This is a genomic window from Streptomyces sp. CA-250714, from assembly GCF_050936705.1.
Taxonomy (GTDB): Bacteria; Actinomycetota; Actinomycetes; order Streptomycetales; family Streptomycetaceae; genus Streptomyces.
In genome coordinates, this window is sequence record NZ_JBNJMI010000002.1 from 1,543,162 (window position 1) to 1,569,825 (window position 26,664).

Sequence of the window (26,664 nt, forward strand, 5' to 3'; positions counted from 1 at the left end):
GATACGGGCCGGTGTGCGGGCCCGTAGGCCGAAGGAGCCGGAGGCGGAGATGACGACGGAGGCGAAGCCGGGAGCTGCGGCACCGCAGGAGCTGACCCCCGGTGCGCGGAAGATCCTGGACGCGGCGAGCGCCCTGTTCTACGAGCGCGGCATCACGGCCGTGGGGGTCGACCTGATCGCCAAGGAGGCGGGCACCACCAAGAAGACGCTCTACGACCGGTTCGGCGGCAAGGACGCCCTGATCACCGCGTATCTGCGCGAGCGTGATCAGCGCTGGCGCGCCTGGCTGACCTCATGGGTGGACGACCACGCCGCCGACGGCCGGGCCGCCGAGCAGCTGCTGGCCACCTTCGACGCGCTCGCGGAGTGGATGCGCCGGCACAACCCGCGCGGCTGCGGCTTCGTCAACGCCGCCGCCGAACTGCCGGACCCCGCGCACCCGGGACGCCAGGTGATCAGCGAGCAGAAGCGCTGGCTGCGCGGCTATCTGTACGAGCTGTCCGTCGCGGCCGGCGCGGACGACCCCGGCCGGCTGGCCGACGAACTGGCACTGCTGCACGAGGGAGCCACGGTGCTGCGCGGCCTCGCGGTCATCGACCGACCAGTCGGTACGGCGCGTGCACTGGCCGAGCAGGCCCTGGAGCGCGCGCTCACCCGTCCGCGCGCCGCCGGGCCACCAGTTGCAGACGCTCGGCCCGATGGCCGTTGAGGGTGGGCGACGTGCCGGCCTTCTCCTCGACCACCGCGAAACCGTGGTCGGCCAGCAGGCCCCGTAGCTGCTCAGCCGGCAGATGCCGGAAGAGGCCGCCGTCCTCCGTGGTGAACGTCCCGTACGGGCTGTGCGGTGCGGTCCTGTTGTGCTGCTCGTAGCGGGCCACGTTCCGCTCGTCGCGCTGGAGCGGCACCTCGCTGACATACAGCACGCCGCCCGGCCGTAGCAGCCGCGCGAGCTCGGCCAGCGTCGCGCCCTGTGCCGCGTCGTCGGGCACGCAGGTCAGGACGGCGAACAGCAGCGCGGCGTCGTACGACCCGTCCCAGTCGGGCAGCGGCAGTTCGACCTGGTGGCGGAGCGCCAGCCGCGGGTGCTCCCGCAGCCCGCGCTCGATCATCGCGTACGAGGGGTCGACGCCGACGACATGCGCGTACCCCAGTTCCCCGAGCTCTGCCGTGAGCCGGCCGTACCCGCAGCCGTAGTCCAGAATGTGCGCGGTGCGCGGCACATGGGTGGCGAGCAGGTCGGGGTCGAGGGAATGCGTGAACGTCTTCGTCGCGCCGTCGGCCTCCCAGAAGCCGTGCACATCAGGACGGACACCAGCCATGGCCAGACAGTACCCCGAGGTGCGTCACCACGACCGCTGACGCAGCCTGGAAGTATGAGCGCGCTCGTCGTCGTCCACCCGCCCGCCCCAGGCGGCGGTCGCCGCGTCACCGCGCGCGGCGAGACGCTGGGGACGGCCTACGGCCTGACCGACCTGATCGAGTACCTTGCCCGCGCGGGCCTGGACATCGCCACCGTCGATCTCTACGACGACTCGGTCATCGAATGGCAGGGCGGCAACCATCTGGTCTGGGGCCGCGAGGTGGAGTGAGCGCCGCATCGGGGGTCAGCAGAGCGCTCAGACGACACGGGGAGGCGAGCGGTGCGCGGGGACGGGGACGGACAGGCGGCCGGCGGGGCGGGGTTCCCCTGGCTGTGGCTGCTGCCGGGGCTGCTGGTGCTGGCGGGGCTTCTGCTGTGGGGAATCGTGGCCTACCCCGACCTCCCGGCGAAGGTGCCGCAGCACCTCGGCAGCGACGGCATCGACCGATACGCGGACAAGTCCGTGGGCAGCGTCTTCGTGCCCGTCTTCGTCCATGCGGGCGCACTGGCACTGCTGGCCGGGACGGCCTGCGCCACGCTGCGCATCACGCCCCTGTCCGAACTCCCGCCGGAGCAGCGTGGTTCAAGCCTGGTCAACCGGCCGAAGACCCGGGAAGGCGCCCGGCGCGTCGCCCGGGCGCAGCTCTTCCTCGCCTGCTGCCTGGGGCTGACACTGGCCGTCGTGTGCAGGGTGATGTGGAGCACCGCGCCGCAGGCGAAGGACGGGCCGCAGACCGGGACGCTCGTCCTCGCCCTGCTGCCGGTCGCCCTGGGCACGCTCGCTGTGCTGTGGACAGCCCTCCAGGACCGGATGCGGGGCGACGGGCGGGAGCGGCCTACCGCCGGCTGACCTTCTCCGTCTGCGCCTGCAGGGTCTGCAGGTCGCGGCTGGTGGAGATCAGCTCCTTGGCCTCCTGCTCCGTACTGACCATGGGCTGCGAGCCGTGCAGCGGGACACCGGCGCTCTCCGGCATGAAGCGGACGGCGAGCAGGCCGATCAGCCCGCTGACGATCAGATAGCCGCCGGGCACCAGATCGTTGTGCGTCAGGCTGACCAGCCCCTCGGTGGCCAGCGGCGTGGTACCGCCGAAGGCGGCGACGGAGAAGTTGAAGCCGATGCCCATCGCCGCGTAACGCACGCTCGTGGGGAAGAGCGCGGGCAGTGTGGCCGCCGACGGCGCGGCGAACCCGGCCAGCAGGGTGGCCAGGATCAGCACGCCGATCCCGGGCAGTACCCAGCCGTCCGAGCGGATCAGCAGGAAGGCGGGGAGAGCCAGCACGATCTGCCCGATGGCTGACCAGCGGTAGACCGGGCGCCGGCCGACGTGGTCGCTCAGCCGGCCGATGAAGGTGATGAGCACCACCACCCACACCATGCCGACGAGTACCAGCAGATCGGAGGTGGTGCCTGCCCGGCCCAGGACTTCGGTCTGATACGTCGGCAGGTAGCCGGTGACCATGTAGTTGGTCACGTTGTAGAGCAGTACCAGGCCGATGCAGATGAGCAGCGGCTCCCAGTGCCGGCGCAGGATGGTACGGAACTCGTGCCGCTCGGCCTCCCGCTGGGCGACCGCCTGTTCATGCTCGTCCAGTTGCTGCTGAAAGGCCGGTGACTCCTCCAGCTTGAGCCGCATGTACAGCCCGATCAGGCCCAGCGGCCCGGCGATCAGGAACGGGATGCGCCAGCCCCAGGCGAGCATCTGACCGTCGGACAGCGCCAGGTTGAGCAGCGTGACGAGTGCCGAACCCAGGGCGTAGCCGACGAACGTCCCGAAATCGAGCCAGCTGCCGAGGAATCCGCGCCTGCGGTCGGGCGAGAACTCCGCGATGAAGGTGGTGGCTCCGCCGTACTCACCGCCGGTGGAGAAGCCCTGGAGCATCCGCGCGACGAGCAGCAGGATGGGTGCCGCGATCCCGATGGTGGCGTAGCTGGGGATGAAACCGATCAGGAAGGTGCCGAACGCCATCAGGATCATCGTCGCGGCGAGCACCTTCTGCCGCCCCAGCTTGTCGCCGAGCGGCCCGAAGAAGAGCCCGCCGAGCGGACGGACGACGAAGGCAGCGGCGAAGGTCGCGAACGAGGCCAGCAGTTGCGCCGCGTCGGAGGCCCCCGGGTAGAAGACCTTGCCGATGGTCGCGGCCAGATAGCTGTAGACCCCGAAGTCGAACCATTCCATGCAGTTGCCGAGCGCGGAGGCCGTGACCGCCCGCTTGAGCATGGGCTCCTCGACGACCTGGACGTCCTCCTTCGTGAAGGGACGGCCTTTGCGGCGCAGCCTGTGCGCCAGTTCGTCGCGGACCTGACGGGGCAGCTCGGCGACCGCCCGCGGCACGTTCCGGGCCGCCACCTCGCCCCCCGGCTCTCCCTTGGGGCTCTCACTCACGTCGGCATTCACACCCTTTGTTCCGTATAGCCGAAAGGCCGGACCTGCCGATCGTACGGAACGGCCGAAGCGGATCACGGCAGCGGGTTACCGGACTCGCCGCGTCTTACACGAGCCCGGTCCGCCGTCCTCGGGCCACGCCCGCCGGGTCGCGCGCGCGGACACGCCCGCCGGGTACGCGCGCGGAGGGGCCGTCAGCAGACGCCGTCCCCCGGCTTCGGGTTGGCCAGCCCCGCATACGGACGCAGCCGCAGCCCGACCCAGGTGCCCGCCAGCGCGACAGCGGCCCAGATCCAGCCGTGCAGGCTGCCGGAGGCGATACCGGCCAGATACGCGCCGATGTTGCAGCCACCCGCCAGCCGCGCACCGATCCCCATCAGCACCCCGCCGAGCACGGCCGCGCCCGCGGTCCGCCACGCAACGCCCTTGTGCAGCGTCCACACGCCGCCCGCGGCTGCCGCGACGGCCGCGCCGATCATGATGCCGATGTCGGTGAGGCTGGTCTTGTCGGCCAGCACAGGACTGGCCAGCGCCGTGGCGTTCTGCGGCTCCTGCCAGTACGCCCAGCTCTCGGGCGAGCCACCCAGCGCGCCCACGATCTTGGCACCCCACAGTGCGAAGGCGCTGGTCACCCCCCAGCTGCCGCCCGAGACGAGCAGCACCGCTGCACCGAGCACGGCGAGCACCAGGGCCCCGGCCGCCAGCGGCCAGGAGCCCCGCACGACACGGGCGAGCGCACCACGCGCGGTCGGGGCCGCCCCCACCGGCGGCGGATTGCGCCGGGCCTGGACCCGGCGCGAGACCAGGACGACCAGCGCGAGCAGCAGCAGCGTCAGTGCGAGGGAGCCCGGCCAGCCCAGATGGTCGGAGAAGAGCACCGGCTCGAAGGCGGGCAGATCCTTCCAGAGTCCGTACTGCCAGGCGGCGAGGGTCGAGCCGGCGACGAAGCCGCCGAGCGTCAGCACGATGGTGCTCTGCCCGGAGCCGACGGCGAACAGCGTGCCCGAGGCGCAGGCGCCGCCGAGTTGCATACCTACGCCGAAGAGAAAGGCGCCCAGCAGCAGCGCGGCTCCCAGCGGTCCGCCGCTGGGTGCGGGCGCGGCGCCGAACAGTCCGGTGCCGGTGCCGATGATCAGCGCGAAGAGGGTGGCTGTCGTACCGAGCAGCAGCGTGTGCGCCCGGAGCCCGGTGCCATTGCCGACGGCGATCAACTGCCGCCAGGCGGAGGTGAATCCGAACCGGGAGTGGAAGAGCCCGACACCGAGGCCGATACCGAGCAGCAGCAGGACACCGGACTTGGCGCCGTGCGCCGACCACACATATCCGGCCAGCGCCACTCCGAGCACCAGCGCGGCACCGAGCGGTACCCACCGCACGGCAGGCGCGGCCGGCGCTTCGGGCGCGGGCGCCGAGGTGGGAGCGGGACCTGCCGGCGTGGGGCGGGTGTGTTCAGGGGGAGAAGCGGTCGTCACAGAAGTCTCCGTGCGAGTACGAGCGGAAAGGGGCACGGCGACGGCGGACTTCCCCGGTACGGGCGTGTCCCAGGCACAGACGAACTGGACCCGGACAGCGATGCAGCCGCGCCATCAGTGATGCGGGCGGCGGCAACAGAGCGCGTCGTCAACGCTCCACGCGGTGGCCGCGAAGAGCGTGAGGGCAAGCGCCAGCAGGCACGCGGGTCCGGACATAGATGCAACGGTAAACGAAACGGCGGACCGCCTTCCGGTCATCTCGCGCAGCGAGACGACGGCTGAGACGTTGCGTACCCGGCGCGGGGGACGCGCCCCGAAGGGGCGCGGGGAACTGCTCCCCCAGCCTCCGGCCGGGAGGTACCCCCAAAGCCACAACAAACCCGCAGCCCGCAGACGTCAGGCAGGGGCACCCCCTGACCGGCACAACGGAAAGGCCCGGACAAGATCCGCCGGACACGCCCTGGGCGGGAGGGCCCTTCAAGGGCGTGGTCACTCGACGGGAGGGGCCCCTCAGCGGGAGGGGGCCCTCAGCGGCGCGGCCCCTCCAGCGGCAGCGCCTCCGCGGCAGCGAATCAGCGGGAGCGGGCCTTGAAGGCCGCCTTGCGGGCCTCCTTGGCGACCCGCTTGTCCGGATGCACCCGCCCCATGGTCTCCAGCACATCCCCGGTGGCGGGATGCTCCACCCGCCACGCCTTGTCGAAGAAGCCCGTGTGCTGGTCGACCAGACCCCGCACCAGCTCCCGCAGTTCGTCCGGCTCGCCTGCCGTCGCGACCTGCGCGGCAATGGTGTCGATGGTCAGCCAGAACACCATCTCCTCGTCCGGCTGCGGCACATCGCGAACGCCGCGCTCGGCGAGCCAGACCCGGGCGAGCCCGCCCAACTGCCGGTCGTCCAGCACCTCGCGCAGCGCGGGCTCGGCCTCCGGCCCGGCGAGCGAGAGGGCCTGCTGGCAGGCGAGGCGACGGACGGGCGCCCCCTCGTCGCCCCCGCGCGCCGCCGCCAACAGCTCACGCGCGGCGGCCAGAGTGCCACCGTCCTTGTCCGCCCCGTCGGCCGCGGCCCGCGCCGCGAACCACGTCTCGATCTCGCTCTGCGCGTTCTCCTCCGTATAGACCGGCAGGGCGGCAAGCAACTGCTCGGCCCCCGCACCGGCGAGGTCACCCACCGCGGGCACCTCCAGCCCGGCCTCCCGCATCCGCTCGCGTACGCCGTACAGGCCGAGCGGGGTGAGCCGCACCATGCCGTAGCGCGAGACGTCCTCCTCGTCGAGGTCGACGCCCAACTCCTCGGCGCCGTGGCCCTCTTCGCCGCCTTCGCCCTCGTCACCGTCGGCGGCCTCACGGGTGAGGGCCTCGTCCACCGGCTGGTAGGCGACCAGCCCGGTCGGCTCCAGCATCCGGAACTGTTCGTCCAGCCGCATCATCGCGGTCGAGACCTCTTCCAGCACCTCGTCGGTGGGCTCGTCCATGCCTTCGGGCACGGTCATCGAGGCGGCCAGCACGGGCAGCGGCACCATCGAGCCGGCGGCGACGGCGGGGTCGGTCGCGGTGAGCAGGTAGAGGTTTCCGAGGGCGCTGTCGAGCGCTTCGGTCTCCTCCTCCGGGTTCCAGTCCATGGCGTCGAGGTCGATGGCGTCCGGGTCGATCTCCCCGTTCTCGCCGATCGCGCCCTCGATACCGCCCAGCAGTTCCTCGAAACTGGGTGTCGCGGCGTCCGCGAGCACGGTCTCCAGGCCGGTACGCCACAATTCGAGGATTTCGTCGGGGGCGGGTACGGAGGCGTCGGGGTCGCCGGTCAGACCGCCCAGTTCGGCGTCCGGCGTGGCCACGCCCACCGGTTCGTCGCTGCTGGGGGAGATCTCACCGTCCGCTCCCGCGCCGGATGCCGCTCCATCCGCGCCGCCGTCGGCCTCGTCGGACTCGTCACCAACCTCGTCTTCGTCTACGACCAACAGCCCGGTGTCCACCGCGAAGTTCCACGCGTCGGCGGCCAGCGCCGGGGCCTCCTCGTCACCCGTCAGACCGAGGTGCGTGGCAGCCTCCTTCAGCTGTTCGGAGAGGAGTTCACCGCCCGCTCCCACCGGAATGCCCGCGCCCGCGGGGCCGCCGGCGCGCGCCCAGCGGGTGAGCTCCACAGCGCGCGCCAGCAGCGGTGCGGCCAGTGCGTCCCGCGCCAGTTCGGCATCGGAGGGCAGCCGTACGGGCGGCAGGGTGGGACGGTCGTCACCGGTCATGTGCGGGTTCATCTCCTACGGGTCCTACGGATTGCCGGACGGTGCGAGGACCCAGCGTAAACGGGTTCTGTCCCCCGGTGCCCGAATCGTGCACCGGCCACGTAACGCGGAGGTGGCCCGGAAGTGATGCTCTGCTCATCAGCGCTGTCACGTCCTTGACAACTGCCGTTGGCCCGCCATGCTTTACGCGCGTAGAGAATGCCAGCGCAGAACTGCCCGCGTGGCGCATGCCCGCGTGGAGACGTCAGTGTTCCCCCACGTACTCCGGAGGCCCTCCGTGCCGTCCCCTTCGTCGTCCCGCTCGCTGTCCCGGCTGACCAGGAGCGCGACGCTCACCGTCGCCGCCGTCTGCTGCACGCTGCTCGTCCTGCCCGCGTCCTCGGGTGCGGCAGCCCCGGCCTCCGCCACGGACACCGCGGCGGCGCCACGTATCCACGACATCCAGGGCAGAACCCGGCTGTCCCCGTTCGCCGGGCAGCGCGTCGCCGGCATACCCGGAATCGTCACGGGTGTACGGGACTTCGGCGACACTCGTGGCTTCTGGCTCCAGGACCCGCGCCCCGACCGTGATGCGGCCACCAGCGAGGGGATCTTCGTCTACACCGCGAAGAAGAGCCCCGGCGTCTCGGTCGGGGACGCCCTGCGGGTGACCGGGAAGGTCCAGGAGTACTACCTGGGCGGCAAGGAGCTGGGCAGCCAGTCGATCACCGAACTGACCGAAGCGTCCTGGGAAGCGGCGGACACCGTCGGGCGCGGCAAGCTCCCGGACGCGGTGCGGCTCTCCGCGCGCTCGGTGCCGAAGGCGTACGCGCCCGACGCGGATGGGGGTCCCCCCGGATCCGGAGGATTTGGGGGAGGCAGCATCGAGGACCGTACGCTGCGGCCGAACCGGTACGCGCTGGACCGCTACGAGTCGCTGGAGGGCATGCGGGTCTCGGTCCGCGATGTACGGGTCACCGGGCCCACCTCCCGCTACCACGACCTGTGGGCGACCACCGACCCGAAGCAGAACCCCACCCCGCGCGGCGGCACCCTCTACGGCTCGTACGAGGAGCAGAACGGCGCCCGCGTGAAGGTCTCCTCGCTCCTCCCGCCGGCCGAGCACCCCTTCCCCAAGGCCAATGTGGGCGACGAGCTGCGCGGTACCACCGAAGGCCCGCTGGACTTCGAGCAGTTCGGCGGCTACACGGTGCGCGCCACCACGCTCGGCGAGCACCGGGACAACCACCTGAAGCGCGAACGCACGCGCAAGCAGCGCCCGGACGAACTGTCTGTGGCGACGTACAACGTCGAGAACCTCTCCCCCAAGTCCGAGCCCGCCAAGTTCGAACGGCTGGCCGAGGGGCTGGTCACCAACCTCTCCTCGCCCGACATCGTCACCGTCGAGGAGGTCCAGGACAACACCGGCCCGGACGACGACGGCACGGTCGCCGCCGACAAGACGCTGAAGACGCTGACCGAGGCGGTCAGAAAGGCGGGCGGGCCCTCCTACGAGTGGCGCCAGATCGACCCCGCGGACAAGGCCGACGGCGGCCAGCCCGGCGGCAACATACGCGTCGCGTTCCTCTACAACCCCGAGCGCGTCTCCTTCACCGACCGCCCCGGCGGTGACACCACCACCCCGGTCAAGGTCGAGGGCAAGGGCGGCAAGCCCGCACTGTCCGCCTCGCCGGGCCGGATCGCGCCGCAGGACGAAGCATGGAAGGCCAGCCGCAAGCCGCTGGCGGGCGAGTTCCGCTTCCGGGGCCGTACGGTGTTCGTGGTCGCCAACCACTTCAGCTCCAAGGGCGGCGGCGACCTGGACGGCGACCAGCCGATGGAGGGCCGCTTCCAGCCGCCCGCCCGGCACTCGGAGCCGCAGCGCGTCCAGCAGGCCAAGCTGCTGAACGGCTTCGTACGGGACATCCGGGCCGTCGACCCGAACGCCCTCGTCGTCGCGGGCGGCGACTTCAACGACTTCCCGTTCTCACCCGCCCTCAAGGCCCTGCGCTCCGGCCACGCCCTGACCAGCCCCATGGACCGGCTACCCGAGAACGAGCGCTACGGCTATGTCTTCAACGGCAACTCGCAGGCCCTCGACCACCTGCTGACCAGCCCGGGCGCCGGACGGCCCGATTACGACATCGTCCACATCAACTCGGAGTTCACCGACCAGACCAGCGACCACGACCCGTCGGTGGTCCGTATCCGGCGGTAGCCGGTGCGCGCCCCGAAGGGGCGCGGGGAACTGCGCGACCAGCCACGACGCACCGGACGACGCAAACGCGCCCAAGCCGCAACGGCGGGTAGGCGTCAGCCCCGACCGGGCTGACCGTACGGCGGCGGGGGCGCCCCGTACGGAGGCGCGGCGGCGGGCCGGCCCGGCGCCCCGTACGGGGAAGGCGGCGCCCCGTACGGGTTCGGCGCCCCGGAGCCGACGCCGGGCCCCGCGCCAGGGCGCCCCGCGCCGGGAACACGCTGGCCGGGCCCTCCCACGCCGGAGGCGCCCGCGGGGCGGGTCCCCATAAGGTCCCGCACCAACAGCGTCGCCCCCGCAACAGCCCCCGGCATCAGCGGAACGGCCAGCAACGGCACCAGGAAGGCCAGCGCCAGCGGCACCCCGAAACCCAGCGCCAGCGCCTTCCGCCGCCGCAGCAGCACCAGCCGCTCCTTCACCGGGACGCCGCGGCGTTGCAGTCCGACCGAGGCGAGCTCCACCGTGAGGAAGAAAGCGGAGACGCAGATACCGAGCACCGGAACGACGGTCTGCCCGACGAACGGCACAAAGCCCAGGAGGAACAGCGGAATCGTGAACAGCAGCGTCCGGAAGAGGACGTAGACGCTGTCGCACAGCGCGATCCACAACTCACGCCACAGTGGGTGGTCGACGGTGCCCTCGGGCAACCCGCCCTCGCTCTCCTCCACCTTCTCCGAGAGCTTCTCGTAGAACGGCTCACCGATCAGCAGCGCGACGGCGGCGAAGGTCACCACCGCCAGCATCAGCACCCCGATCCACAGCATGACGGCGAAGGCGCCGCGGGTCAGTGCCCGTCCGGTCGAGTCCCAGTCGTCGGCGAAGGGTGTGGCCCAGGCAGCGATGTCGTCGGCGTAGAAGCCGAGCACCGTGAGGGCCGCCGCGTAGAGGACAAGGGTGATCAGGGCGGGCAGCAGCCCGTACCCGAACCACCGTCCGTGGGTGAGCACCCACCGCTGTCCCTGCCCCAAGTACCGCAGCCCGGCCCCAAGATCACGCATGCCCGCAAGCCTACGGCCTACGGGCATATGTGCGGGACGGCAGCTACCGGCGCCTTCCCGATCGGTTGCGCATTTGTGACTGTTCAGCGTCAAGCCGACCGGGCGCGCCGACGGGCGGCCGGCTGCTCAGTTGTGGCTGTGCAGCGCCTCGTTGAGACCGCCCCAGGAGCCGCTGCGCTGGAGCGCCTCGACGGTGCCGGTGACCGAGTTACGGCGGAACAGCAGGTTGTTGGCACCGGACAGCTCCAGCGCCTTGACGACCTTCCCGTCCGGGAGGGTGACGCGGGTGCCGGCCGTGACGTACAGACCGGCCTCCACCACCGAGTCGTCACCGAGCGAGATGCCGACGCCCGCCTCGGCACCGATCAGGCAGCGCCGGCCGATGGAGATGACCTGCTTGCCGCCGCCGGAGAGCGTGCCCATGATCGACGCGCCGCCGCCGAGGTCGGTGCCGTCACCGAGGACGACGCCCGCGCTGATCCGGCCCTCGACCATGGAGGTGCCCAGGGTGCCGGCGTTGAAGTTGCAGAAGCCCTCGTGCATCACCGTGGTGCCCTCGGCGAGGTGCGCGCCGAGCCGGACCCGGTCCGCGTCACCGATGCGTACGCCCGTGGGTACGACGTAGTCGGTCATCCGCGGGAACTTGTCCACGCTGGTCACGTTCAGATACGCACCCGAGGCCCGGGCGGCGAGGCGGACCTCTTCCACCTTGTCCACCGGCACCGGACCGAGGTTGGTCCAGGCCACGTTGGCCAGGTGGGCGAACTGTCCCTCGAGGCTGAGGCCGTGCGGCTTGACCAGCCGGTGGCTGAGCAGGTGGAGCCGCAGATAGACGTCGTGCGCGTCCAGCGGCTTGTCGTCCAGGGAGGAGATGACCGTACGGACGGCCACGACCTCGACCCCGCGGCGGGGGTCCTCGCCGAGGGCCTGCGGCGCGCTCTCGCCGAGCAGCTCAGCGGCGCGCTCGGCGCTCAGCCGCTCGCTTCCGGCGGGACCGGGCTCGGCGACGAGCTCCGGCCGCGGAAACCAGGTGTCCAGTACGGTGCCGTCGGCGGTGACGGTGGCGAGCCCGGCGGCGACGGCGCCGGTGGTGCTGGGAGAGGTGGGTGCTTCGGTCATACCTCGAACGCTATCCGGACTCGGCCCGCGATGACGAACCCGGTCCACAGGTCGGGCGGCGGCGCTATGAGCTCTCACTGTCCGTGCCCGTGCCCGTACCCGGATCGCCGACGACCCGGGCGAGCGCCGAGCGGACCTCCGCCCGGTCGAAGGGCCGGTCGGTGAGCAGGAACTGCAGCAGCAGGCCGTCGATGAGCGCCGCCAGCGCCCGCGCGGTGACGGGGTCGTCGGTGTGCCGGCCGACCACCTCGACCCAGTCGTCGATCCAGGCCGCCGCGACCGGCTGAAGGGGCGGGCGACGCAGCGCGGCCAGATACAGCTCGTACTCCAGCCGGATCCGCCCGTGCGCGCCCGAGGCGTACTCCTCCAGGATCCTTGTCAGCGCGTCCAGCAGCGGCTCGTCGCCCGAGAGTTCGCTGTCCCAGTTCTCGATCGCCGACTGCGGCCCGCAGGTGACCTGCTGCAGTGCCGCGACGAGCAGATCGTCCAGGCTCGCGAAGTGGTACGTCGTCGAGCCGAGCGGCACATCGGCCTCGGCCGCGACCGAGCGGTGGCTCAGCGCCGTGATGCCTTTCAGCTCGACCAGCCGGATCGCGGCATCGATGATCCGCTGCCGCCGCTCGGGGTCGTATCGCCGCCTCATCAGTGCGCTCCTCCCATATTCAGCACCACGACCCCCGCGATCACCAGCAGTATCCCGAGGACCTTCGCCGCGGTGACGGCCTCCCCGATGAACACCATGCCGATCAGCGCGATGGCCGCCGTCCCCGCCCCGGACCAGATGGCATAGGCGGTGCCGACGGACATGCTCTTGAGGGTCTGCGCGAGCAGCACGAACGCCACCAGATAACCGACCGCCGTGACCAGCGAGGGCACCAGCTTGCTGAAGCCGTCGCTGTACTTCATCGCCGTCGTCCCCAGCACCTCGGCCAGTATCGCTCCCGCCAACATCACATACGCCATACGTACGAGCGTACACAACGTTGCGTACGACCGTACACACGATTTCTCCGCGCATGCGAACGGCCGCGTACCCGAGGGGTACGCGGCCGTCGCTGACGTACGGAAACAGTGCGCGGGAACTCAGACGTTGAAGCCCAGCGCCCGGAGCTGTTCGCGGCCGTCGTCGGTGATCTTGTCGGGGCCCCACGGGGGCATCCAGACCCAGTTGATCTTCAGTTCGTTGACGATGCCCTCGGTGGCCGAGCGCGCCTGGTCCTCGATGACGTCGGTCAGCGGGCAGGCCGCCGAGGTGAGCGTCATATCGATGGTGGCGATGTTCGAGTCGTCGATATGGATGCCGTAGACCAGGCCGAGGTTGACGACATCGATGCCCAGCTCGGGGTCGACGACGTCCATCATCGCCTCGCGGACCTCGTCCTCGCTCGCGGGCTTGGTGGTCATCTCGGTCATGCGGTCTTCTCCTTGGCCGAGTCGGCTTCGGTCCCCGGCGGCTGCGTCGTCGCATCCGCCTCGCTGAACGCCTTCGACGTCGCGTCCTTCCACGCCATCCAGCTCAGCAGCGCGCACTTCACACGCGCCGGGTACTTCGAGACCCCGGCGAACGCCACGGCGTCCTCCAGCAGGTCCTCCATCTTGTCGTCCGGCTCCAGCTGGCCCTTGGACTGCATCAGCTCAAGGAAGGTCTCCTGGATCCTGCGGGCCTCGGCCAGTTCCTTGCCGACCAGCAGCTCGTTCAGCACCGAGGCGCTGGCCTGGCTGATGGAACAGCCCTGGCCCTCGTACGACACGTCCTCGATGGTGTCGCCGTCGTACCGCACACGCAAGGTGATCTCGTCACCGCACGTCGGGTTGACGTGGTGCACCTCGGCGTCGCCCTCGCGCAGCCCACGCCCGTGCGGGTGTTTGTAGTGGTCCAGGATCACTTCCTGGTACATCGAGTCCAGCTTCACCGACAGCCCCTAAGCGAAGAAATTCCGTACGTGCCCCAGGCCGTCCGCCAGGGCGTCCACCTCGGCGGGCGTGGAGTACAGATAGAACGACGCTCGCGTCGTCGCGGGAATTCCGTACCGCAGGCAGACGGGGCGGGCGCAGTGGTGGCCGACACGCACCGCGATGCCCTGCTCGTCCAGGACCTGGCCCACGTCATGCGGGTGGATGTCACCCAGCGTGAACGAGATCGTGGCCCCGCGGTCCTCGGCCGTGGCGGGGCCGATGATCCGCAGGTCCGGGATCTCCTGGAGCCTGCGTACCGCGTACTCGGTCAGCGCGTGCTCGTGCTGCTGAATACGGTCCATGCCGATCGCGGTCAGATAGTCCACGGCCGCACCCAGCCCGACCGCCTGGGCGACCGGCGGGGTACCCGCCTCGAACTTGTGCGGCGCCGGAGCATACGTCGACGAGTGCATCGTGACGGTCTCGATCATCTCCCCGCCGCCGAGGAACGGCGGCAGGTCGTTGAGCAGCTCCTGTCGCCCCCACAGCACGCCGATGCCGGTGGGGCCGCACATCTTGTGCCCGGTGAAGGCCACGAAGTCGGCCTGGAGCGCCTGTACGTCCAGCACCATGTGCGGGGCCGCCTGCGAGGCGTCCACCACGACCAGCGCACCCACCTCCTGGGCCCGCCGCACGATGTCCTCGACGGGGTTGAAGGTGCCCATGATGTTGGAGACGAGGGTGAGCGCGACCACCTTGGTGCGCTCGGTGATCAGCTCCTCGATCCCGGCCATGTCCAGCCGGCCCTCGTCGGTGAGGCCGAACCACTTCAGCTTCGCGCCGGTGCGCTGCGACAGCAGCTGCCACGGAACGATGTTGGAGTGGTGCTCCATCTCCGTGATGACGATCTCGGTGTCCCGCTCGACGCGGTAGGGCTCATCGGCCCAGCCGAGCATGTTCGCCACCAGGTTCAGCGACTCGGAGGCGTTCTTGGTGAAGATCACCTCGTCTCGGCTGGGCGCGTTGATGAACGCGGCGACCTTGTCGCGCGCGCCCTCATAGAGCGCCGTGGCCTCCTCGGCCAGCACATGCACGCCTCGGTGGACGTTGGCGTTGTGCTTCTCGTAGTAGTCGGCCAGGGCGTCGAGCACCTGCGTCGGCTTCTGCGAGGTGGCGGCGTTGTCCAGGTAGACGAGCTTCTGCCCGTCGTGCACCAGGCGGTCCAGGATCGGAAAGTCCTTACGGATCGCCTCGGTGTCCAGCAGGCCCGGGAGCTGTGTCACGCAGTGGCACCACCCTTCACGTACTCCTCGTAGCCCTCTTCCTCCAGCTTGTCGGCCAGCTCGGCACCGCCGGACTCGGCGATCCGGCCCTTGGCGAAGACATGCACGAAGTCGGGCTTGATGTAACGCAGGATGCGCGTGTAGTGCGTGATCAGCAGGGTGCCGACCTCGCCGGACTCCCGGACGCGGTTGACGCCCTCGGAGACGACGCGCAGCGCGTCCACGTCGAGACCGGAGTCGGTCTCGTCCAGGATCGCGATCGCGGGCTTCAGCAGCTCGAGCTGCAGGATCTCGTGGCGCTTCTTCTCACCGCCGGAGAAGCCCTCGTTGACGTTCCGCTCGGCGAACGCCGGGTCGATCGAGAGGCGCTCCATGGCCTCCTTGACCTCCTTGACCCAGGTACGCAGCTTGGGGGCCTCGCCGCGGATGGCGGTGGCGGAGGTGCGCAGGAAGTTGGAGACGGAGACACCGGGGACCTCGACCGGGTACTGCATGGCGAGGAAGACGCCCGCGCGGGCGCGCTCGTCGACGGACATCTCCAAGACGTCCTCGCCGTCGAGCTTCACGGAGCCGCCGGTGACGGTGTACTTCGGGTGGCCCGCCAGCGAGTAGGCCAGCGTGGATTTGCCGGAGCCGTTCGGGCCCATGATCGCGTGCGTTTCGCCCTGCTTCACGGTCAGGTCGACGCCGCGCAGGATCTCGGTGGGGCCGCCCTCGGTCTCGACGGAGACGTGCAGGTCGTTGATCTCAAGCGTTGCCATGGGGACTTCAGGACTCCTGTGTGACGGAGACGAGCACATCGTCCCCTTCGATCTTTACGGGGTACACGGGGACGGGGCGGGTGGCGGGCAGTCCGGAGGGCTTACCGGTCCGCAGGTCGAAGCGGGATCCGTGCAGCCAGCACTCGATGGTGCAGTCCTCCACCTCGCCCTCGGAGAGCGACACATTGGCGTGCGAGCAGATGTCGTTGACGGCGAACACCTCACCCTGGGTGCGGACGAGGGAGACCGGGACGCCGCCCAGCTCCACCCGCAGCGGGGTGTCCTCCTCCAGCTCGCTCAGCGAAGCCGCTTTGACGAAGCCTTCCTCGCTCATGAGACCGACGCCTCCAACTCCGCCTCGATCCGGGCGATGAGGCGCTCCTCCACGTCCGGCAGGCCGACCTGCTGGACGAGCTCGGCGAAGAAGCCGCGCACCACCAGGCGGCGCGCCTCGCGCTCGGGAATGCCGCGTGCCATCAGATAGAAGAGCTGCTCGTCCTCGAACCGGCCGGTCGCCGAGGCGTGACCGGCGCCGACGATCTCGCCGGTCTCGATCTCCAGGTTGGGCACCGAGTCGACCCGCGAGCCGTCGGTGAGCACCAGGTTGCGGTTGAGCTCGTAGGTGTCGGTACCGGTGGCCTCGGCGCGGATGAGCACGTCACCGATCCACACCGCGTGTGCGTCGTCGCCCTGGAGGGCGCCCTTGTAGGCGACGTTGCTGCGGCAGTTGGGGGTGTCGTGGTCGACCAGCAGCCGGTGCTCCTGGTGCTGCCCGGCGTCGGTGAAGTACAGCCCGTACAGCTCGGCCTCGGCGCCCGGGCCGCCGTAGCTGACCCGCGGGTTGAGCCGCACCAGGTCGCCGCCGAAGGTGACCACGACTGACTTGAACGTCGCGTCCCGGCCGACCAGCGCGTTGTGCTGCGAGCAGTGCACGGCGGTGTCGTCCCAGTCCTGGACGGACACGACGGTGACCTTGGCGCCGTCACCCACGACGAACTCGACGTTGGCCGAGCGCACGGTGTCCCCGGTGTGGTCGATGACGATGACCACCTCGGCGAAGGCGCCGATGTCGAAGACGGTGTGCCCGTAGGTGACACCGCCCTCGCCGTGCAGGTTGACCCGCACCGGCTCGGCCAGCACCGCGTCCTTGGGCACCGTGATGACGGCGGCCTTCTCGAACGAGGAGAACGCCTGGGCCGCCACCCGGTCCACCGGCTTGCCGGCCCGGCCGACGCGCGCGTCGTCCCTGGACACCTTCTCGACGGTGACGCCGTCGGGCGCCGACACCTCGGTCTTGACCGTGCCGGTCGCCTGCGCCGTGCCGTCGTGCAGGCCCTTGAGCCGGTCCAGAGGAGTGAACCGCCACTCCTCCTCCCGGCCGTGCGGCACCGGGAAGTCCGCCACGTCGAAGGACGGCGGCGCGCTCATCCTCGTGGCGGTGGTGGACTCTGCGGCCACCGCGATGGCTCCGGTGGTGTTGGACCCGACCGGAATGTTCTGGGCCTCAGCCATGGCTGTCGTGTTGCTCGCTTTCTTGGTCAAAAAGGGTGCTGCCTCACAGGGAACCGACGGCGGAGGGCGTCAGCCCACCGCGCCTTCCATCTGGAGCTCGATCAGCCGGTTGAGCTCCAGCGCGTACTCCATGGGCAGCTCCTTGGCGATCGGCTCGACGAAGCCGCGCACGATCATCGCCATCGCCTCGTCCTCGGACAGCCCGCGGCTCATCAGGTAGAAGAGCTGGTCGTCGCTGACCTTGGAGACGGTCGCCTCGTGGCCCATAGTCACGTCGTCCTCACGGACGTCGACGTAGGGGTAGGTGTCGGAGCGCGAGATGGTGTCGACCAGCAGCGCGTCGCACAGCACGTTGGACTTGGAGCCCTCGGCGCCCTCGCCGATCTCGATGAGACCGCGGTAGGAGGTGCGGCCGCCGCCCCGGGCCACCGACTTGGAGACGATGTTCGAGGAGGTGCGGGGGGCCATGTGGACCATCTTGGCGCCCGCGTCCTGGTGCTGGCCCTCGCCCGCGAAGGCGACGGACAGCGTCTCGCCCTTGGCGTGCTCACCCATGAGGTAGACCGCCGGGTACTTCATCGTCACCTTGGAGCCGAGGTTGCCGTCGACCCACTCCATGGTCGCGCCCTCGTAGGCCACGGCGCGCTTGGTGACCAGGTTGTAGACGTTGTTCGACCAGTTCTGGATCGTCGTGTAGCGGCAGCGGCCGCCCTTCTTGACGATGATCTCGACGACGGCCGAGTGCAGCGAGTCCGAGTTGTAGATCGGCGCCGTGCAGCCCTCGACGTAGTGCACGTAAGCGTCCTCGTCGACGATGATCAGCGTCCGCTCGAACTGGCCCATGTTCTCGGTGTTGATCCGGAAGTAGGCCTGGAGCGGGATGTCGACGTGCACGCCCTTCGGCACGTAGATGAACGAACCGCCCGACCACACCGCGGTGTTCAGCGCGGCGAACTTGTTGTCACCGGCCGGGATGACCGTGCCGAAGTGCTCCTGGAACAGCTCCGGGTGCTCGCGCAGCGCGGTGTCCGTGTCCAGGAAGAGGACGCCCTGCTTCTCCAGGTCCTCACGGATCTGGTGGTAGACGACCTCCGACTCGTACTGCGCGGCGACACCGGCGACCAGGCGCTGCTTCTCCGCCTCCGGGATGCCGAGCTTGTCGTAGGTGTTCTTGATGTCCTCGGGCAGGTCGTCCCAGGTCTGGGCCTGCTTCTCGGTGGACCGGACGAAGTACTTGATGTTGTCGAAGTCGATGCCCGACAGGTCCGAGCCCCAGTTCGGCATCGGCTTCTTCTCGAAGAGCTTGTGGCCCTTGAGCCGCAGCTTGAGCATCCAGTCGGGCTCGTTCTTCTTCCCGGAGATGTCGCGGACGACATCCTCGGAGAGGCCGCGCTTGGCGGCTGCGCCCGCGGCATCGGGGTCGGCCCAGCCGTACTCGTACTTGCCCAGCCCCTCAAGCTCGGGGTGAGCAGTCTCCGTAGGAGCGGTCATGCGGGGTTCCTCCCGGCCTCGTTCGCATTGGTGGCGTTGCTGGTGTTGCTGGTGGTCTTGGGCGGTTGTGCGGGGGTTCTGGCTGCCGGGGGCTTGGCCGCGGCGGTCTTCGGGTGCTGGTGCGTTCCGGGAATGAACGTCGTGCACACTCCGTCGCCGTGTGCGATGGTCGCCAGACGCTGGACGTGCGTGCCGAGCAGCCGGGAGAAGACCTCCGTCTCCGCCTCGCACAGTTGCGGGAACTGCTCGGCGGTGTGGGCCACCGGGCAGTGGTGCTGGCAGAGCTGCTCACCGGCTTGCGCGGGCGCGGCACGCGCGGTGGCAGCGTACCCGTCCTCGGACAGCGCACGCGCCAGCACCCGCGCCCTGTCCTTCTGCGGCACGCTCTCCAGCGCCTCGCGGTACCTCTCCGCCTGCGCCTCGACACGGGCACGAGCGAAGGCCGCGACCGCCGCCTCCCCGACCTCTCCGCCGCCCGCTGAATGGGCGATCCACCGCAGGGCGTCGGCGGCCAGCTGGTCGTACGCCTGGTCGAAGGCGTCCCGGCCGCAGTCCGTCAGGGCGAAGACCTTGGCGGGGCGCCCCCTGCCGCGTGAGCCGTAGACCCGCTTGGCGCGGGCCTCGACGACGCCCTCGGCGACGAGCGCGTCGAGATGACGGCGGACGGCGGCCTGGGTCAGCTCCAGACGCAGCGCCAGCTCGGCCGCGGTGGACGGACCGTGGTCGAGAATGGAGCGCGCGACCTTGTTCCTCGTGCCGTGCTGTTCATCCTGTGTCGTCGACTGTGGCGTCGACGACTGTGCTGTTGTAGAGGGCCCCGACGTGGGGGCGGCGCCGGTGGCCTGTGCGGCCATCGGTCGGTCCTCCCGAGCCTGCTCCCTCTTTTTCACAACGTCATTGTTGCTTAATTCGGCTGACCCCGGCAAGCGATGGTCGTGACCAGCCCCAATGGGGTGCATCACGTAAGGCAGACCTAACCAGGAGGGGTCCGCCCAGGTCCGTACAGCCTGCCGCAGGAGCCCGTACGGCCCGCCGGACGAGTGACGCTGCCCGCTCCTTAGACTGCCCTGCATGCGAAGTTCAGCGGCTGTGGAAGTCGCCGGGCTGGTGAAGCGGTACGGCAGCAGGACCGCCGTCGACGGGCTCGATCTGACCGTCGCGCGGGGCACCGTCACCGCGTTCCTCGGCCCCAATGGAGCGGGTAAGACCACCACCATCGAGACCTGCGAGGGCTACCGCCGGCCGGATTCCGGCACCGTACGGGTGCTCGGCCTGGACCCGGCGACCCAGGGCGCCGCGCTGCGGCCCCGGATCGGGGTGATGCTCCAGAGCGGCGGGATCTACCCCACGGCACGCGTCGAGGAGACGCTGCGCCATATGGCGACGCTGCACGCGCACCCGCTGGATGTGACCGCGCTGATCGAACGCCTCGGCCTGGGCGGCTGCGGCCGCACCCCGTACCGCAGGCTCTCCGGCGGCCAGCAGCAGCGGCTCGCGCTGGCGCTGGCCCTGGTCGGCCGCCCCGAGCTGGTCTTCCTCGACGAGCCGACCGCCGGGCTCGACCCGCAGGCCAGGCGCGCCACCTGGGACCTGGTCCGCGACCTGCGGGCCGACGGCGTGACCGTAGTGCTGACCACCCACTACATGGACGAGGCCGAGGAGCTGTCCGACGACGTCGCCATCGTCGACGGCGGCAAGGTCATCGCCCAGGGCGCACCCGAGGTGCTGTGCAAGGGCGGCGCGGAGAACACGCTGCGCTTCGCCGGACGGCCGGGACTCGATCTGACGTCGCTGCTCAAGGCCCTCCCCGCGGAGACCGTCGCGGTCGAGCTCACCCCGGGCAGCTACCGCCTCACCGGCACCGTCGACCCCCAGCTGCTCGCCACCGTGACCTCCTGGTGCGCCCAGAACGGGGTCATGCCGGACCGCATCTCGGTGGAGCGCCGAACGCTGGAGGACGTCTTTCTGGAGTTGACGGGGAAGGAGCTGCGGTCATGAGGACCCGCCCCTGGAAGGAGCTGCGGTCATGAGTGGCACAGGGACCGCCGGGACCTACGCGCCCGCGCCCGGTGCCGCGCCGCTGTCCCGCATGGTGCGGGCACAGGCGTGGCTGGAGACCCGGACGCAGCTGCGCAACGGTGAGCAGCTGTTGCTCACCGTCATCATTCCGACGCTGCTGCTGGTGCTCTTCAGCGCCGTGGACATCGTGGACACCGGCAAGGGCTCGCGGGTCGACTTCCTGGCGCCGGGGATCCTGGCGCTGGCGGTGCTCTCGACCGCGTTCACCGGGCAGGCCATCGCCACCGGCTTCGAGCGCCGCTACGGCGTGCTGAAGCGGCTCGGCGCCTCGCCGCTGCCCCGGTGGGGGCTGATGACGGCGAAAACCTGTTCCGTCCTGGTCATCGAGGCCCTCCAGGTACTGCTGCTGACCGTGGTGGCGCTCGCGCTGGGCTGGTCCCCGCACGGCAACCCGGCGACGGTGCTGCTCCTGCTGCTGCTCGGTACGGCGGCCTTCTCCGGGCTCGGCCTGCTGATGGCCGGGACCCTCAAGGCGGAGGCGACGCTGGCGGGGGCCAATCTGGTCTTCATCCTGCTGCTGGTCGGCGGCGGCGTCATCGTCCCGCTGGACAAGTTCCCGGACGCGGCGCAGAGCGTGCTCCAGCTGCTGCCGATCTCCGCCCTCTCCGACGGCCTGCGCGACGTGCTCCGGCACGGGACCGGAGTGCCGTGGGGCGATCTGGGTGTGCTGGCGGTGTGGGCGGTGCTGGGGCTGGGCACGGCGGCGCGCTTCTTCAAGTGGGAGTGAAGGCCTGCCAGGCTCGGTAGGGAGGCCCTCGTGAATGCGCGCACAAGCGGCGCCCTACCATGGCTCCGTGCCGAAACTGCTCGAACTCGTACGTAATCCCATCGCGTACATCGCCGCGCGCTGGACCCCCTCGCCCCGCACCGTGGAGCGAGCGGCCTTCATCTCGCTGCTGATGAGCATCGTCATCGTGGTCACCGGCGGGGCCGTGCGGCTCACCGGTTCGGGGCTGGGCTGCGACACCTGGCCCAAGTGCACCGATGACAGCCTCACCACCACCTCCGCGATGGGCATCCACGGTGCCATCGAGTTCGGCAACCGCATGATGGCCTGGGTGGTCTCCGCCGCGGCGGGCTGGACCATCATCGCCGTACGGGCGGCCAAGCCCGCCCGCAAGGGGCTGAGCAGGCTGGCCTGGTCGCAGTTCTGGGTCATCATGAGCAACGGCGTCGTCGGCGGCATCACCGTGTGGGTGAAGCTGAACCCGTTCGTCGTCGCCGGCCACTTCCTGGCCGCGACCGCACTGCTGACCGTCACCACCCTCACCTGGCTGCGCGCACGGGAGGGCGACGCGCCGCCCCGTCCGCTGGTGGGGAAGCCCGTCAAGAAGCTCGTCCACGCGCTGACGTTCTTCGCGGCCTGTCTCATCGTCGCCGGCACCGTCGTGACCGGTTCGGGGCCGCACGCGGGTGACAGCAGTGATGTGAAGCGGATGCCGGTCGCCGTGGAGCTGGCGACGCAGACGCACGCCGTCTTCGCCTGGATCGTGATCGCCCTGACCGTGCTGCTGTACGTGGGCCTGCGCGTCATGGACGCGCCCATGAGCACCCGGCGCACCGCGCGCACTCTGCTGCTGGTGCTGCTCGGACAGGGTCTCATCGGATATGTGCAGTACTTCACCGATCTGCCCGAGCTGCTGGTCGGCCTGCATCTGCTGGGCTCGACCCTGGTGTGGATCGGGGTGCTGCGGGTGGTGCTGTCCACACGCGAGCGGGGGCTCCCGGTGGCGGCGCCGGGCGCTGCCGCTGCCGCAGAATCCGCTGCGGCTCCCCCTCTCGCCGGTTCGGCTACCCGCCGGTAGCATCTGCCTCATGGCAGCAGACAGCAGCAAGCGGGCGGCCCGGCTCGCCAAGCAGATCGGCGCTTTCACGCGGCGGCACGGCGGCAGCGCCGAGGCGCAGATCGCTTACGTGGGCCAGGTCGGTTTCCGTATCTCCCTGGTCGGCGCGGACGGCACCTGGGGCGACCTGATGGCGCCCTCCAAGGACGTCGCGGAGGAAGCCGTCCAGGCCTCCTCCGATGTCACCCTCCACGAGAGCTTCGACGGGGAGATGGCCGAGCACGTGCGGACCGGCCCCTACGAGTGGGAGCGCATGGCCGGCATCCAGCTGGGCGGCCCGGCGAACAAGTAGCTCCGCCCATTCCGCCCGGCAGAACACCCGGCAGAAATGGAGAGGCCCCTCCCACCCAGGAGGGGCCTCTCCATTTACGGCCTCGGCAAAGCGCCGCTCTCAGCGAAGGAAAGCGCAGCTCTCAGCGGGCGAAAGCGCCGCTCTCAGCGGAGGAACGGGTCGATGGCCACTGCCGCGAAGACCAGCGACACATAGGTGATCGACCAGTGGAAGAGCCGCATCTCCTTGAGCTTGGGCCCCTTCAGACCGGCACGGGCGCGAGCCCGCAGGGCGTGCGCCTCCCAGAGCCACAGTCCGCCCGCCAGCACCGCGACCAGCGGGTAGAACCAGCCGACGTAGCCCAGCGGCCACAGCAGCAGGGAGACGAGAACCATCACCCAGCTGTAGACGACGATCTGGTTGGCGACGACGACATTGCCGGCGACGGCCGGGAGCATGGGCACGCCGACCCGCTTGTAGTCCTCCGTGACCTTCATGGACAGCGGCCAGTAGTGCGGCGGCGTCCAGAAGAACATCACCAGGAAGAGGATGACGGCGGCCCAGCTGACCTCGTTCTTCACCGCTGACCAGCCGATGAAGACGGGCAGACAGCCGGCGATACCGCCCCACACGATGTTCTGCGAGGTGCGCCGCTTGAGAAGCATCGTGTAGACGACGACGTAGAAGAGGAGCGCACCCAACGACAGCGCGGCGGACAGCCAGTTGACCAGCAGCCCGAACAGCAGGGTGGAGACGATCGCCAGGCTGATGCCGAACACCAGGCACTCGCGCGGGCTGACCATTCCGGTGACGACGGGGCGCCGCTCGGTGCGGTGCATCAACGCGTCGATGTCCCGGTCGATGTACATGTTCAGCGCGTTGGCGCCGCCCGCGGACAGATATCCGCCGAGGCAGGTGATCAACACGAGCCAGAGATCCGGAACGCCCTGGGCCGCGAGGAACATGACCGGGACGGTGGTCATGAGGAGCAGCTCGATGATCCGCGGCTTGGTCAGCTCGATGAACGCCTTTACGCGGGCACCGAGCGGCCGGTGACCGCTGGGCTCCAGCGTCCCCGCAGGACGGGATTCGACGGCCGTCACGGACACCCCTGATCGCCTCATAAAGAACCAGCGAACCCGCGCGGGCGCACGGAAAGAAAAGGTGCAGGCCCGCATCAAGCTCGCGCGTACCACGCCACTTTAGACGTTGGCGATATCTCCCCAGTCATGGGGGGTCACCGTGTTGGCCGCGGGCCCGGTGCCGCATCAGGAGGCCCCTCCCGGGGTGTGTGGCGGGTCCGGTCCGGGGCAACCGGGCCGTGTTCGACGGGCGGATCGGGGGAACAGACGTCAGCCTGGGAGTGGTGCTCCGGCGCCGCGGCCGCCAATCGATGGGAATAGCAACTATCTCGTCGTCGTTTCCGGAACGTTCTCGCGGTTGTCGGCCGTGGCCCGGGGTCGTCGCCCGGTGACGACCACAGAGTGAACGGTCGAAAAGTCGCACGTCCCGGCAGAGGTACGCTCGACACCGCCCGGTGAGCGCACACACACCGGCCATCGAACATGTGGAGAGGAGCCCTGACGCAGGGTGAGCACCAAGCCGACCACCACAGACCTTGAGTGGACCGACCTGGACCAGCAGGCCGTGGACACGGTTCGAGTCCTGGCCATGGATTCCGTGCAGAAGGTCGGTAACGGCCATCCCGGTACGGCCATGAGCCTGGCCCCCGTCGCGTACCTGCTCTACCAGAAGCTGATGCGCCACGACCCGACCGACCCGGACTGGACCGGCCGTGACCGCTTCGTCCTCTCCGCAGGCCACTCAAGCCTGACCCAGTACATCCAGCTCTTCCTGGCCGGATACGGGCTGGAACTGGACGACCTCAAGGCCTTCCGTACCTGGGGCAGCCGCACCCCCGGCCACCCCGAGCACGGGCACACGGCGGGCGTCGAGACGACGACCGGGCCGCTGGGCCAGGGCGTCGCCAACGCGGTCGGTATGGCGATGGCGGCGCGCTACGAGCGCGGGCTGTTCGATCCGGAGGCGGCCGAGGGCGAGTCCCCGTTCGACCACACCGTCTGGGTCATCGCCAGCGACGGCGACCTGGAGGAAGGCATCTCCGCCGAGGCGTCCTCGCTCGCCGGCCACCAGAAGCTCGGCAACCTGATCGTGCTGTGGGACGACAACCACATCTCCATCGAGGGCGACACGGCGACCGCGTTCTCCGAGGACACGCTCAAGCGGTACGAGGCGTACGGCTGGCACGTACAGCGCGTCGCCCAGCAGGAGAACGGCGACCTCGACCCGAAGGCGCTCCACCAGGCGCTCAGGACGGCGCAGGCCGAGACCGAGCGCCCCTCTTTCATCGCGATGCAGTCCATCATCGCCTGGCCGGCCCCCAACGCGCAGAACACCGAGGCGGCGCACGGCTCGGCGCTGGGCGAGGAAGAGGTCGCGGCCACCAAGCGGGTGCTGGGCTTCGACCCGGACAAGCACTTCCACATCTCCGACGAGGTCCTCTCGCACGTCCGCAAGGCGAGCGACCGCGGCCGCGCGATGCAGGCCGAGTGGGAGAAGCGGATGGCCGTGTGGCGCTCCGCCAACCCGGAGCGCGCCGCCGAGTTCGACCGGATCCGGGAAGGCCGGCTGCCCGAGGGCTGGGAGAAGGCGCTGCCCGTCTTCCCCGCGGGCGAGTCGGTGGCCACCCGTAAGGCGTCCGGCAGCGTGCTCAAGGCGCTGGGCCCGGTCATCCCCGAGCTGTGGGGCGGTTCGGCCGACCTCGCGGGCTCGAACAACACCACGTTCGCCACGACCTCGTTCCTGCCGGAGGGCAACCCGCTGCCGGGTGCCGACCGGTACGGGCGTACGGTGCACTGGGGCATCCGCGAGCATGCGATGGGTTCGACGATGAACGGCATCGCGCTGCACGGCAACACGCGGGTGTACGGCGGAACGTTCCTTGTCTTCTCCGACTACATGCGTCCGGCCGTCCGGCTCGCCGCGCTGATGAAGGCGCCCGTCACATACGTGTGGACGCACGACTCCATCGGGCTGGGCGAGGACGGTCCGACGCATCAGCCGGTCGAGCACCTCTCCGCGCTGCGCGCCATTCCCGGCCTCAACATCGTCCGCCCGGCGGACGCCAATGAGACCTCGACGGTGTGGGCCGAGATCATGCGCCGGCACAGCAGCAAGCCGGCGCCGCACGGCATCGCGCTGACCCGGCAGGGTGTGCCCACCTACGAGGCCAACCCGGCCGCGGCCAAGGGCGGTTACGTGCTGCTGGAGGCCGAGGGCGGTCACCCGCAGGTGATCCTGATCGGCACCGGTTCGGAGGTGCAGCTCGCCGTCGAGGCGCGCGACCGGCTCCAGGCGCAGGGCGTACCCACCCGGGTCGTCTCGATGCCGTGCCTGGAGTGGTTCGAGGAGCAGGAGCAGTCCTACCGGGACAGCGTGCTGCCGCCGGACATCAAGGCGCGCGTCGCCGTCGAGGCGGGCGTGGGTCTGACCTGGCACCAGTACGTGGGTGAGGCCGGCCGGATCGTGTCGCTGGAGCACTTCGGTGCCTCCGCGGACGGCAAGGTCCTCTTCCGGGAGTTCGGTCTCACCGCCGAGGCCGTGCACCTGGCGGCGAAGGAGTCGCTCCAGGCGGCCGCCCGCTGACAGCCCGAGGGCTCCGGGCGGCCCGCCATTCGGTGGCCGCCCGGAGCGCCCCGACAAA

Annotated in this window: 26 protein-coding genes; 9 read left to right on the forward strand and 17 right to left on the reverse strand. The window is 70.1% G+C overall.

All coding sequences use genetic code 11. From position 1 onward, the window contains the following. Positions 1–49: 49 nt before the first annotated feature. On the forward strand, positions 50–709 hold the full coding sequence (locus ACQEU8_RS25825; RefSeq protein ID WP_433105075.1) for a TetR/AcrR family transcriptional regulator: 660 nt from the start codon (positions 50–52) through the stop codon (positions 707–709). Here the strand turns inward: ACQEU8_RS25825 and ACQEU8_RS25830 are convergent. After that, the gene (locus tag ACQEU8_RS25830) at positions 651–1,319 is read right to left on the reverse strand and encodes a class I SAM-dependent methyltransferase (protein ID WP_433105077.1); all 669 of its coding nucleotides are present in this window, start codon (positions 1,317–1,319) and stop codon (positions 651–653) included. The genes ACQEU8_RS25825 and ACQEU8_RS25830 overlap by 59 nt on opposite strands. Before the next feature lie 54 nt (positions 1,320–1,373). Here ACQEU8_RS25830 and ACQEU8_RS25835 point away from each other — a divergent pair, with 54 nt between their 5' ends. Then, a complete protein-coding gene (locus ACQEU8_RS25835) occupies positions 1,374–1,589 on the forward strand; it encodes a hypothetical protein (RefSeq protein WP_433105079.1) in 216 nt (71 codons plus the stop codon). Positions 1,590–1,640: 51 nt separating this feature from the next. Further along, complete coding sequence (locus tag ACQEU8_RS25840; protein ID WP_433105081.1) at positions 1,641–2,210, forward strand: DUF1648 domain-containing protein; 570 nt, start codon at positions 1,641–1,643, stop codon at positions 2,208–2,210. On the opposite strand, the gene ACQEU8_RS25845 is transcribed toward ACQEU8_RS25840, so the two are convergent. The 3 genes from ACQEU8_RS25845 to ACQEU8_RS25855 form a co-directional block, all read right to left on the reverse strand. Beyond that, positions 2,197–3,744 carry an MFS transporter gene (locus ACQEU8_RS25845; protein WP_433105083.1) on the reverse strand — a complete coding sequence of 516 codons (1,548 nt, stop codon included), beginning with the start codon at positions 3,742–3,744 and terminating at the stop codon, positions 2,197–2,199. The two genes, ACQEU8_RS25840 and ACQEU8_RS25845, sit on opposite strands and share 14 nt — an antisense overlap. A gap of 194 nt (positions 3,745–3,938) precedes the next feature. Further along, positions 3,939–5,216, reverse strand: coding sequence for a YeeE/YedE family protein (locus ACQEU8_RS25850; RefSeq protein ID WP_433105085.1), 1,278 nt, complete (start codon positions 5,214–5,216; stop codon positions 3,939–3,941). Positions 5,217–5,788: 572 nt separating this feature from the next. After that, complete coding sequence (locus ACQEU8_RS25855; RefSeq protein ID WP_433105087.1) at positions 5,789–7,450, reverse strand: hypothetical protein; 1,662 nt, start codon at positions 7,448–7,450, stop codon at positions 5,789–5,791. Positions 7,451–7,727: 277 nt separating this feature from the next. Between ACQEU8_RS25855 and ACQEU8_RS25860 the strand changes: the two genes are divergently transcribed. Further along, positions 7,728–9,647 carry an endonuclease/exonuclease/phosphatase family protein gene (locus ACQEU8_RS25860; protein WP_433105089.1) on the forward strand — a complete coding sequence of 640 codons (1,920 nt, stop codon included), beginning with the start codon at positions 7,728–7,730 and terminating at the stop codon, positions 9,645–9,647. 95 nt (positions 9,648–9,742) lie between these two features. Here ACQEU8_RS25860 and ACQEU8_RS25865 read toward each other — a convergent pair whose 3' ends face one another. From ACQEU8_RS25865 to ACQEU8_RS25920, 12 genes are all read right to left on the reverse strand, one after another. Beyond that, complete coding sequence (locus tag ACQEU8_RS25865; RefSeq protein WP_433105091.1) at positions 9,743–10,684, reverse strand: EI24 domain-containing protein; 942 nt, start codon at positions 10,682–10,684, stop codon at positions 9,743–9,745. 126 nt (positions 10,685–10,810) lie between these two features. Next, entirely contained in the window at positions 10,811–11,803 is a 993-nt protein-coding gene (gene dapD / locus ACQEU8_RS25870; protein ID WP_433105093.1) for a 2,3,4,5-tetrahydropyridine-2,6-dicarboxylate N-succinyltransferase, read from the reverse strand. 64 nt (positions 11,804–11,867) lie between these two features. Beyond that, positions 11,868–12,446, reverse strand: coding sequence for a TetR/AcrR family transcriptional regulator (locus ACQEU8_RS25875; RefSeq protein ID WP_433105095.1), 579 nt, complete (start codon positions 12,444–12,446; stop codon positions 11,868–11,870). Continuing rightward, positions 12,446–12,766 carry a DMT family transporter gene (locus tag ACQEU8_RS25880; protein ID WP_433105097.1) on the reverse strand — a complete coding sequence of 107 codons (321 nt, stop codon included), beginning with the start codon at positions 12,764–12,766 and terminating at the stop codon, positions 12,446–12,448. The genes ACQEU8_RS25875 and ACQEU8_RS25880 overlap by 1 nt, the downstream gene beginning before the upstream one ends. A 120-nt stretch (positions 12,767–12,886) precedes the next feature. Then, a complete protein-coding gene (locus ACQEU8_RS25885; RefSeq protein ID WP_209237910.1) occupies positions 12,887–13,216 on the reverse strand; it encodes a metal-sulfur cluster assembly factor in 330 nt (109 codons plus the stop codon). Further along, entirely contained in the window at positions 13,213–13,716 is a 504-nt protein-coding gene (sufU, locus tag ACQEU8_RS25890; RefSeq protein WP_433105100.1) for a Fe-S cluster assembly sulfur transfer protein SufU, read from the reverse strand. The genes ACQEU8_RS25885 and sufU overlap by 4 nt, the downstream gene beginning before the upstream one ends. A gap of 9 nt (positions 13,717–13,725) precedes the next feature. Beyond that, positions 13,726–14,982 (reverse strand): cysteine desulfurase, encoded by a 1,257-nt coding sequence (locus ACQEU8_RS25895; protein WP_433105102.1) that lies wholly within the window; start codon positions 14,980–14,982, stop codon positions 13,726–13,728. Next, complete coding sequence (sufC, locus tag ACQEU8_RS25900; protein ID WP_099879447.1) at positions 14,979–15,743, reverse strand: Fe-S cluster assembly ATPase SufC; 765 nt, start codon at positions 15,741–15,743, stop codon at positions 14,979–14,981. Before sufC ends, ACQEU8_RS25895 begins: the two co-directional genes overlap by 4 nt. Before the next feature lie 7 nt (positions 15,744–15,750). Then, a complete protein-coding gene (locus ACQEU8_RS25905) occupies positions 15,751–16,077 on the reverse strand; it encodes a non-heme iron oxygenase ferredoxin subunit (protein ID WP_433105104.1) in 327 nt (108 codons plus the stop codon). Beyond that, positions 16,074–17,255 carry a Fe-S cluster assembly protein SufD gene (gene sufD / locus ACQEU8_RS25910; RefSeq protein ID WP_433105106.1) on the reverse strand — a complete coding sequence of 394 codons (1,182 nt, stop codon included), beginning with the start codon at positions 17,253–17,255 and terminating at the stop codon, positions 16,074–16,076. Before sufD ends, ACQEU8_RS25905 begins: the two co-directional genes overlap by 4 nt. 69 nt (positions 17,256–17,324) lie before the next feature. Beyond that, positions 17,325–18,746 carry a Fe-S cluster assembly protein SufB gene (gene sufB / locus ACQEU8_RS25915; protein ID WP_433105108.1) on the reverse strand — a complete coding sequence of 474 codons (1,422 nt, stop codon included), beginning with the start codon at positions 18,744–18,746 and terminating at the stop codon, positions 17,325–17,327. After that, positions 18,743–19,600: a helix-turn-helix transcriptional regulator gene (locus ACQEU8_RS25920; RefSeq protein WP_433105110.1), complete on the reverse strand. Its 858-nt coding sequence runs from the start codon at positions 19,598–19,600 to the stop codon at positions 18,743–18,745. Before ACQEU8_RS25920 ends, sufB begins: the two co-directional genes overlap by 4 nt. Positions 19,601–19,817: 217 nt before the next feature. Here ACQEU8_RS25920 and ACQEU8_RS25925 point away from each other — a divergent pair, with 217 nt between their 5' ends. From ACQEU8_RS25925 to ACQEU8_RS25940, 4 genes are all read left to right on the forward strand, one after another. Continuing rightward, positions 19,818–20,744, forward strand: a complete 927-nt coding sequence (locus tag ACQEU8_RS25925) for an ABC transporter ATP-binding protein (RefSeq protein ID WP_433105112.1) — start codon at positions 19,818–19,820, stop codon at positions 20,742–20,744. A 28-nt stretch (positions 20,745–20,772) separates the two neighbouring features. After that, positions 20,773–21,552: an ABC transporter permease gene (locus ACQEU8_RS25930; protein WP_433105114.1), complete on the forward strand. Its 780-nt coding sequence runs from the start codon at positions 20,773–20,775 to the stop codon at positions 21,550–21,552. Between the two features lie 67 nt (positions 21,553–21,619). After that, positions 21,620–22,630: a COX15/CtaA family protein gene (locus ACQEU8_RS25935; RefSeq protein WP_433105116.1), complete on the forward strand. Its 1,011-nt coding sequence runs from the start codon at positions 21,620–21,622 to the stop codon at positions 22,628–22,630. A 10-nt stretch (positions 22,631–22,640) separates the two neighbouring features. Next, positions 22,641–22,961: a hypothetical protein gene (locus tag ACQEU8_RS25940; protein ID WP_433105118.1), complete on the forward strand. Its 321-nt coding sequence runs from the start codon at positions 22,641–22,643 to the stop codon at positions 22,959–22,961. Positions 22,962–23,104: 143 nt separating this feature from the next. On the opposite strand, the gene ACQEU8_RS25945 is transcribed toward ACQEU8_RS25940, so the two are convergent. Then, positions 23,105–24,064 (reverse strand): heme o synthase, encoded by a 960-nt coding sequence (locus ACQEU8_RS25945; RefSeq protein WP_433105120.1) that lies wholly within the window; start codon positions 24,062–24,064, stop codon positions 23,105–23,107. 466 nt (positions 24,065–24,530) lie between these two features. On the opposite strand from ACQEU8_RS25945, the gene tkt reads away from it, so the two are divergent. Then, entirely contained in the window at positions 24,531–26,606 is a 2,076-nt protein-coding gene (gene tkt, locus ACQEU8_RS25950; protein WP_433105122.1) for a transketolase, read from the forward strand. Positions 26,607–26,664: the final 58 nt, after the last annotated feature.

Excerpts from the sequence above, each read along its gene's own strand:
- ACQEU8_RS25930 (WP_433105114.1), top strand. The coding sequence starts at position 20,773 with ATGAGTGGCACAGGGACCGCCGGGACCTACGCGCCCGCGCCCGGTGCC.
- sufC (WP_099879447.1), bottom strand. The coding sequence starts at position 15,743 with ATGGCAACGCTTGAGATCAACGACCTGCACGTCTCCGTCGAGACCGAG.
- ACQEU8_RS25880 (WP_433105097.1), bottom strand. The coding sequence starts at position 12,766 with ATGGCGTATGTGATGTTGGCGGGAGCGATACTGGCCGAGGTGCTGGGG.
- ACQEU8_RS25830 (WP_433105077.1), bottom strand. The coding sequence starts at position 1,319 with ATGGCTGGTGTCCGTCCTGATGTGCACGGCTTCTGGGAGGCCGACGGC.
- ACQEU8_RS25885 (WP_209237910.1), bottom strand. The coding sequence starts at position 13,216 with ATGACCGAGATGACCACCAAGCCCGCGAGCGAGGACGAGGTCCGCGAG.
- ACQEU8_RS25920 (WP_433105110.1), bottom strand. The coding sequence starts at position 19,600 with ATGGCCGCACAGGCCACCGGCGCCGCCCCCACGTCGGGGCCCTCTACA.
- ACQEU8_RS25925 (WP_433105112.1), top strand. The coding sequence starts at position 19,818 with ATGCGAAGTTCAGCGGCTGTGGAAGTCGCCGGGCTGGTGAAGCGGTAC.
- ACQEU8_RS25825 (WP_433105075.1), top strand. The coding sequence starts at position 50 with ATGACGACGGAGGCGAAGCCGGGAGCTGCGGCACCGCAGGAGCTGACC.
- ACQEU8_RS25905 (WP_433105104.1), bottom strand. The coding sequence starts at position 16,077 with ATGAGCGAGGAAGGCTTCGTCAAAGCGGCTTCGCTGAGCGAGCTGGAG.
- ACQEU8_RS25855 (WP_433105087.1), bottom strand. The coding sequence starts at position 7,450 with ATGACCGGTGACGACCGTCCCACCCTGCCGCCCGTACGGCTGCCCTCC.
- dapD (WP_433105093.1), bottom strand. The coding sequence starts at position 11,803 with ATGACCGAAGCACCCACCTCTCCCAGCACCACCGGCGCCGTCGCCGCC.
- ACQEU8_RS25945 (WP_433105120.1), bottom strand. The coding sequence starts at position 24,064 with ATGAGGCGATCAGGGGTGTCCGTGACGGCCGTCGAATCCCGTCCTGCG.
- ACQEU8_RS25865 (WP_433105091.1), bottom strand. The coding sequence starts at position 10,684 with ATGCGTGATCTTGGGGCCGGGCTGCGGTACTTGGGGCAGGGACAGCGG.
- ACQEU8_RS25875 (WP_433105095.1), bottom strand. The coding sequence starts at position 12,446 with ATGAGGCGGCGATACGACCCCGAGCGGCGGCAGCGGATCATCGATGCC.
- sufD (WP_433105106.1), bottom strand. The coding sequence starts at position 17,255 with ATGGCTGAGGCCCAGAACATTCCGGTCGGGTCCAACACCACCGGAGCC.
- ACQEU8_RS25940 (WP_433105118.1), top strand. The coding sequence starts at position 22,641 with ATGGCAGCAGACAGCAGCAAGCGGGCGGCCCGGCTCGCCAAGCAGATC.
- sufB (WP_433105108.1), bottom strand. The coding sequence starts at position 18,746 with ATGACCGCTCCTACGGAGACTGCTCACCCCGAGCTTGAGGGGCTGGGC.
- ACQEU8_RS25835 (WP_433105079.1), top strand. The coding sequence starts at position 1,374 with ATGAGCGCGCTCGTCGTCGTCCACCCGCCCGCCCCAGGCGGCGGTCGC.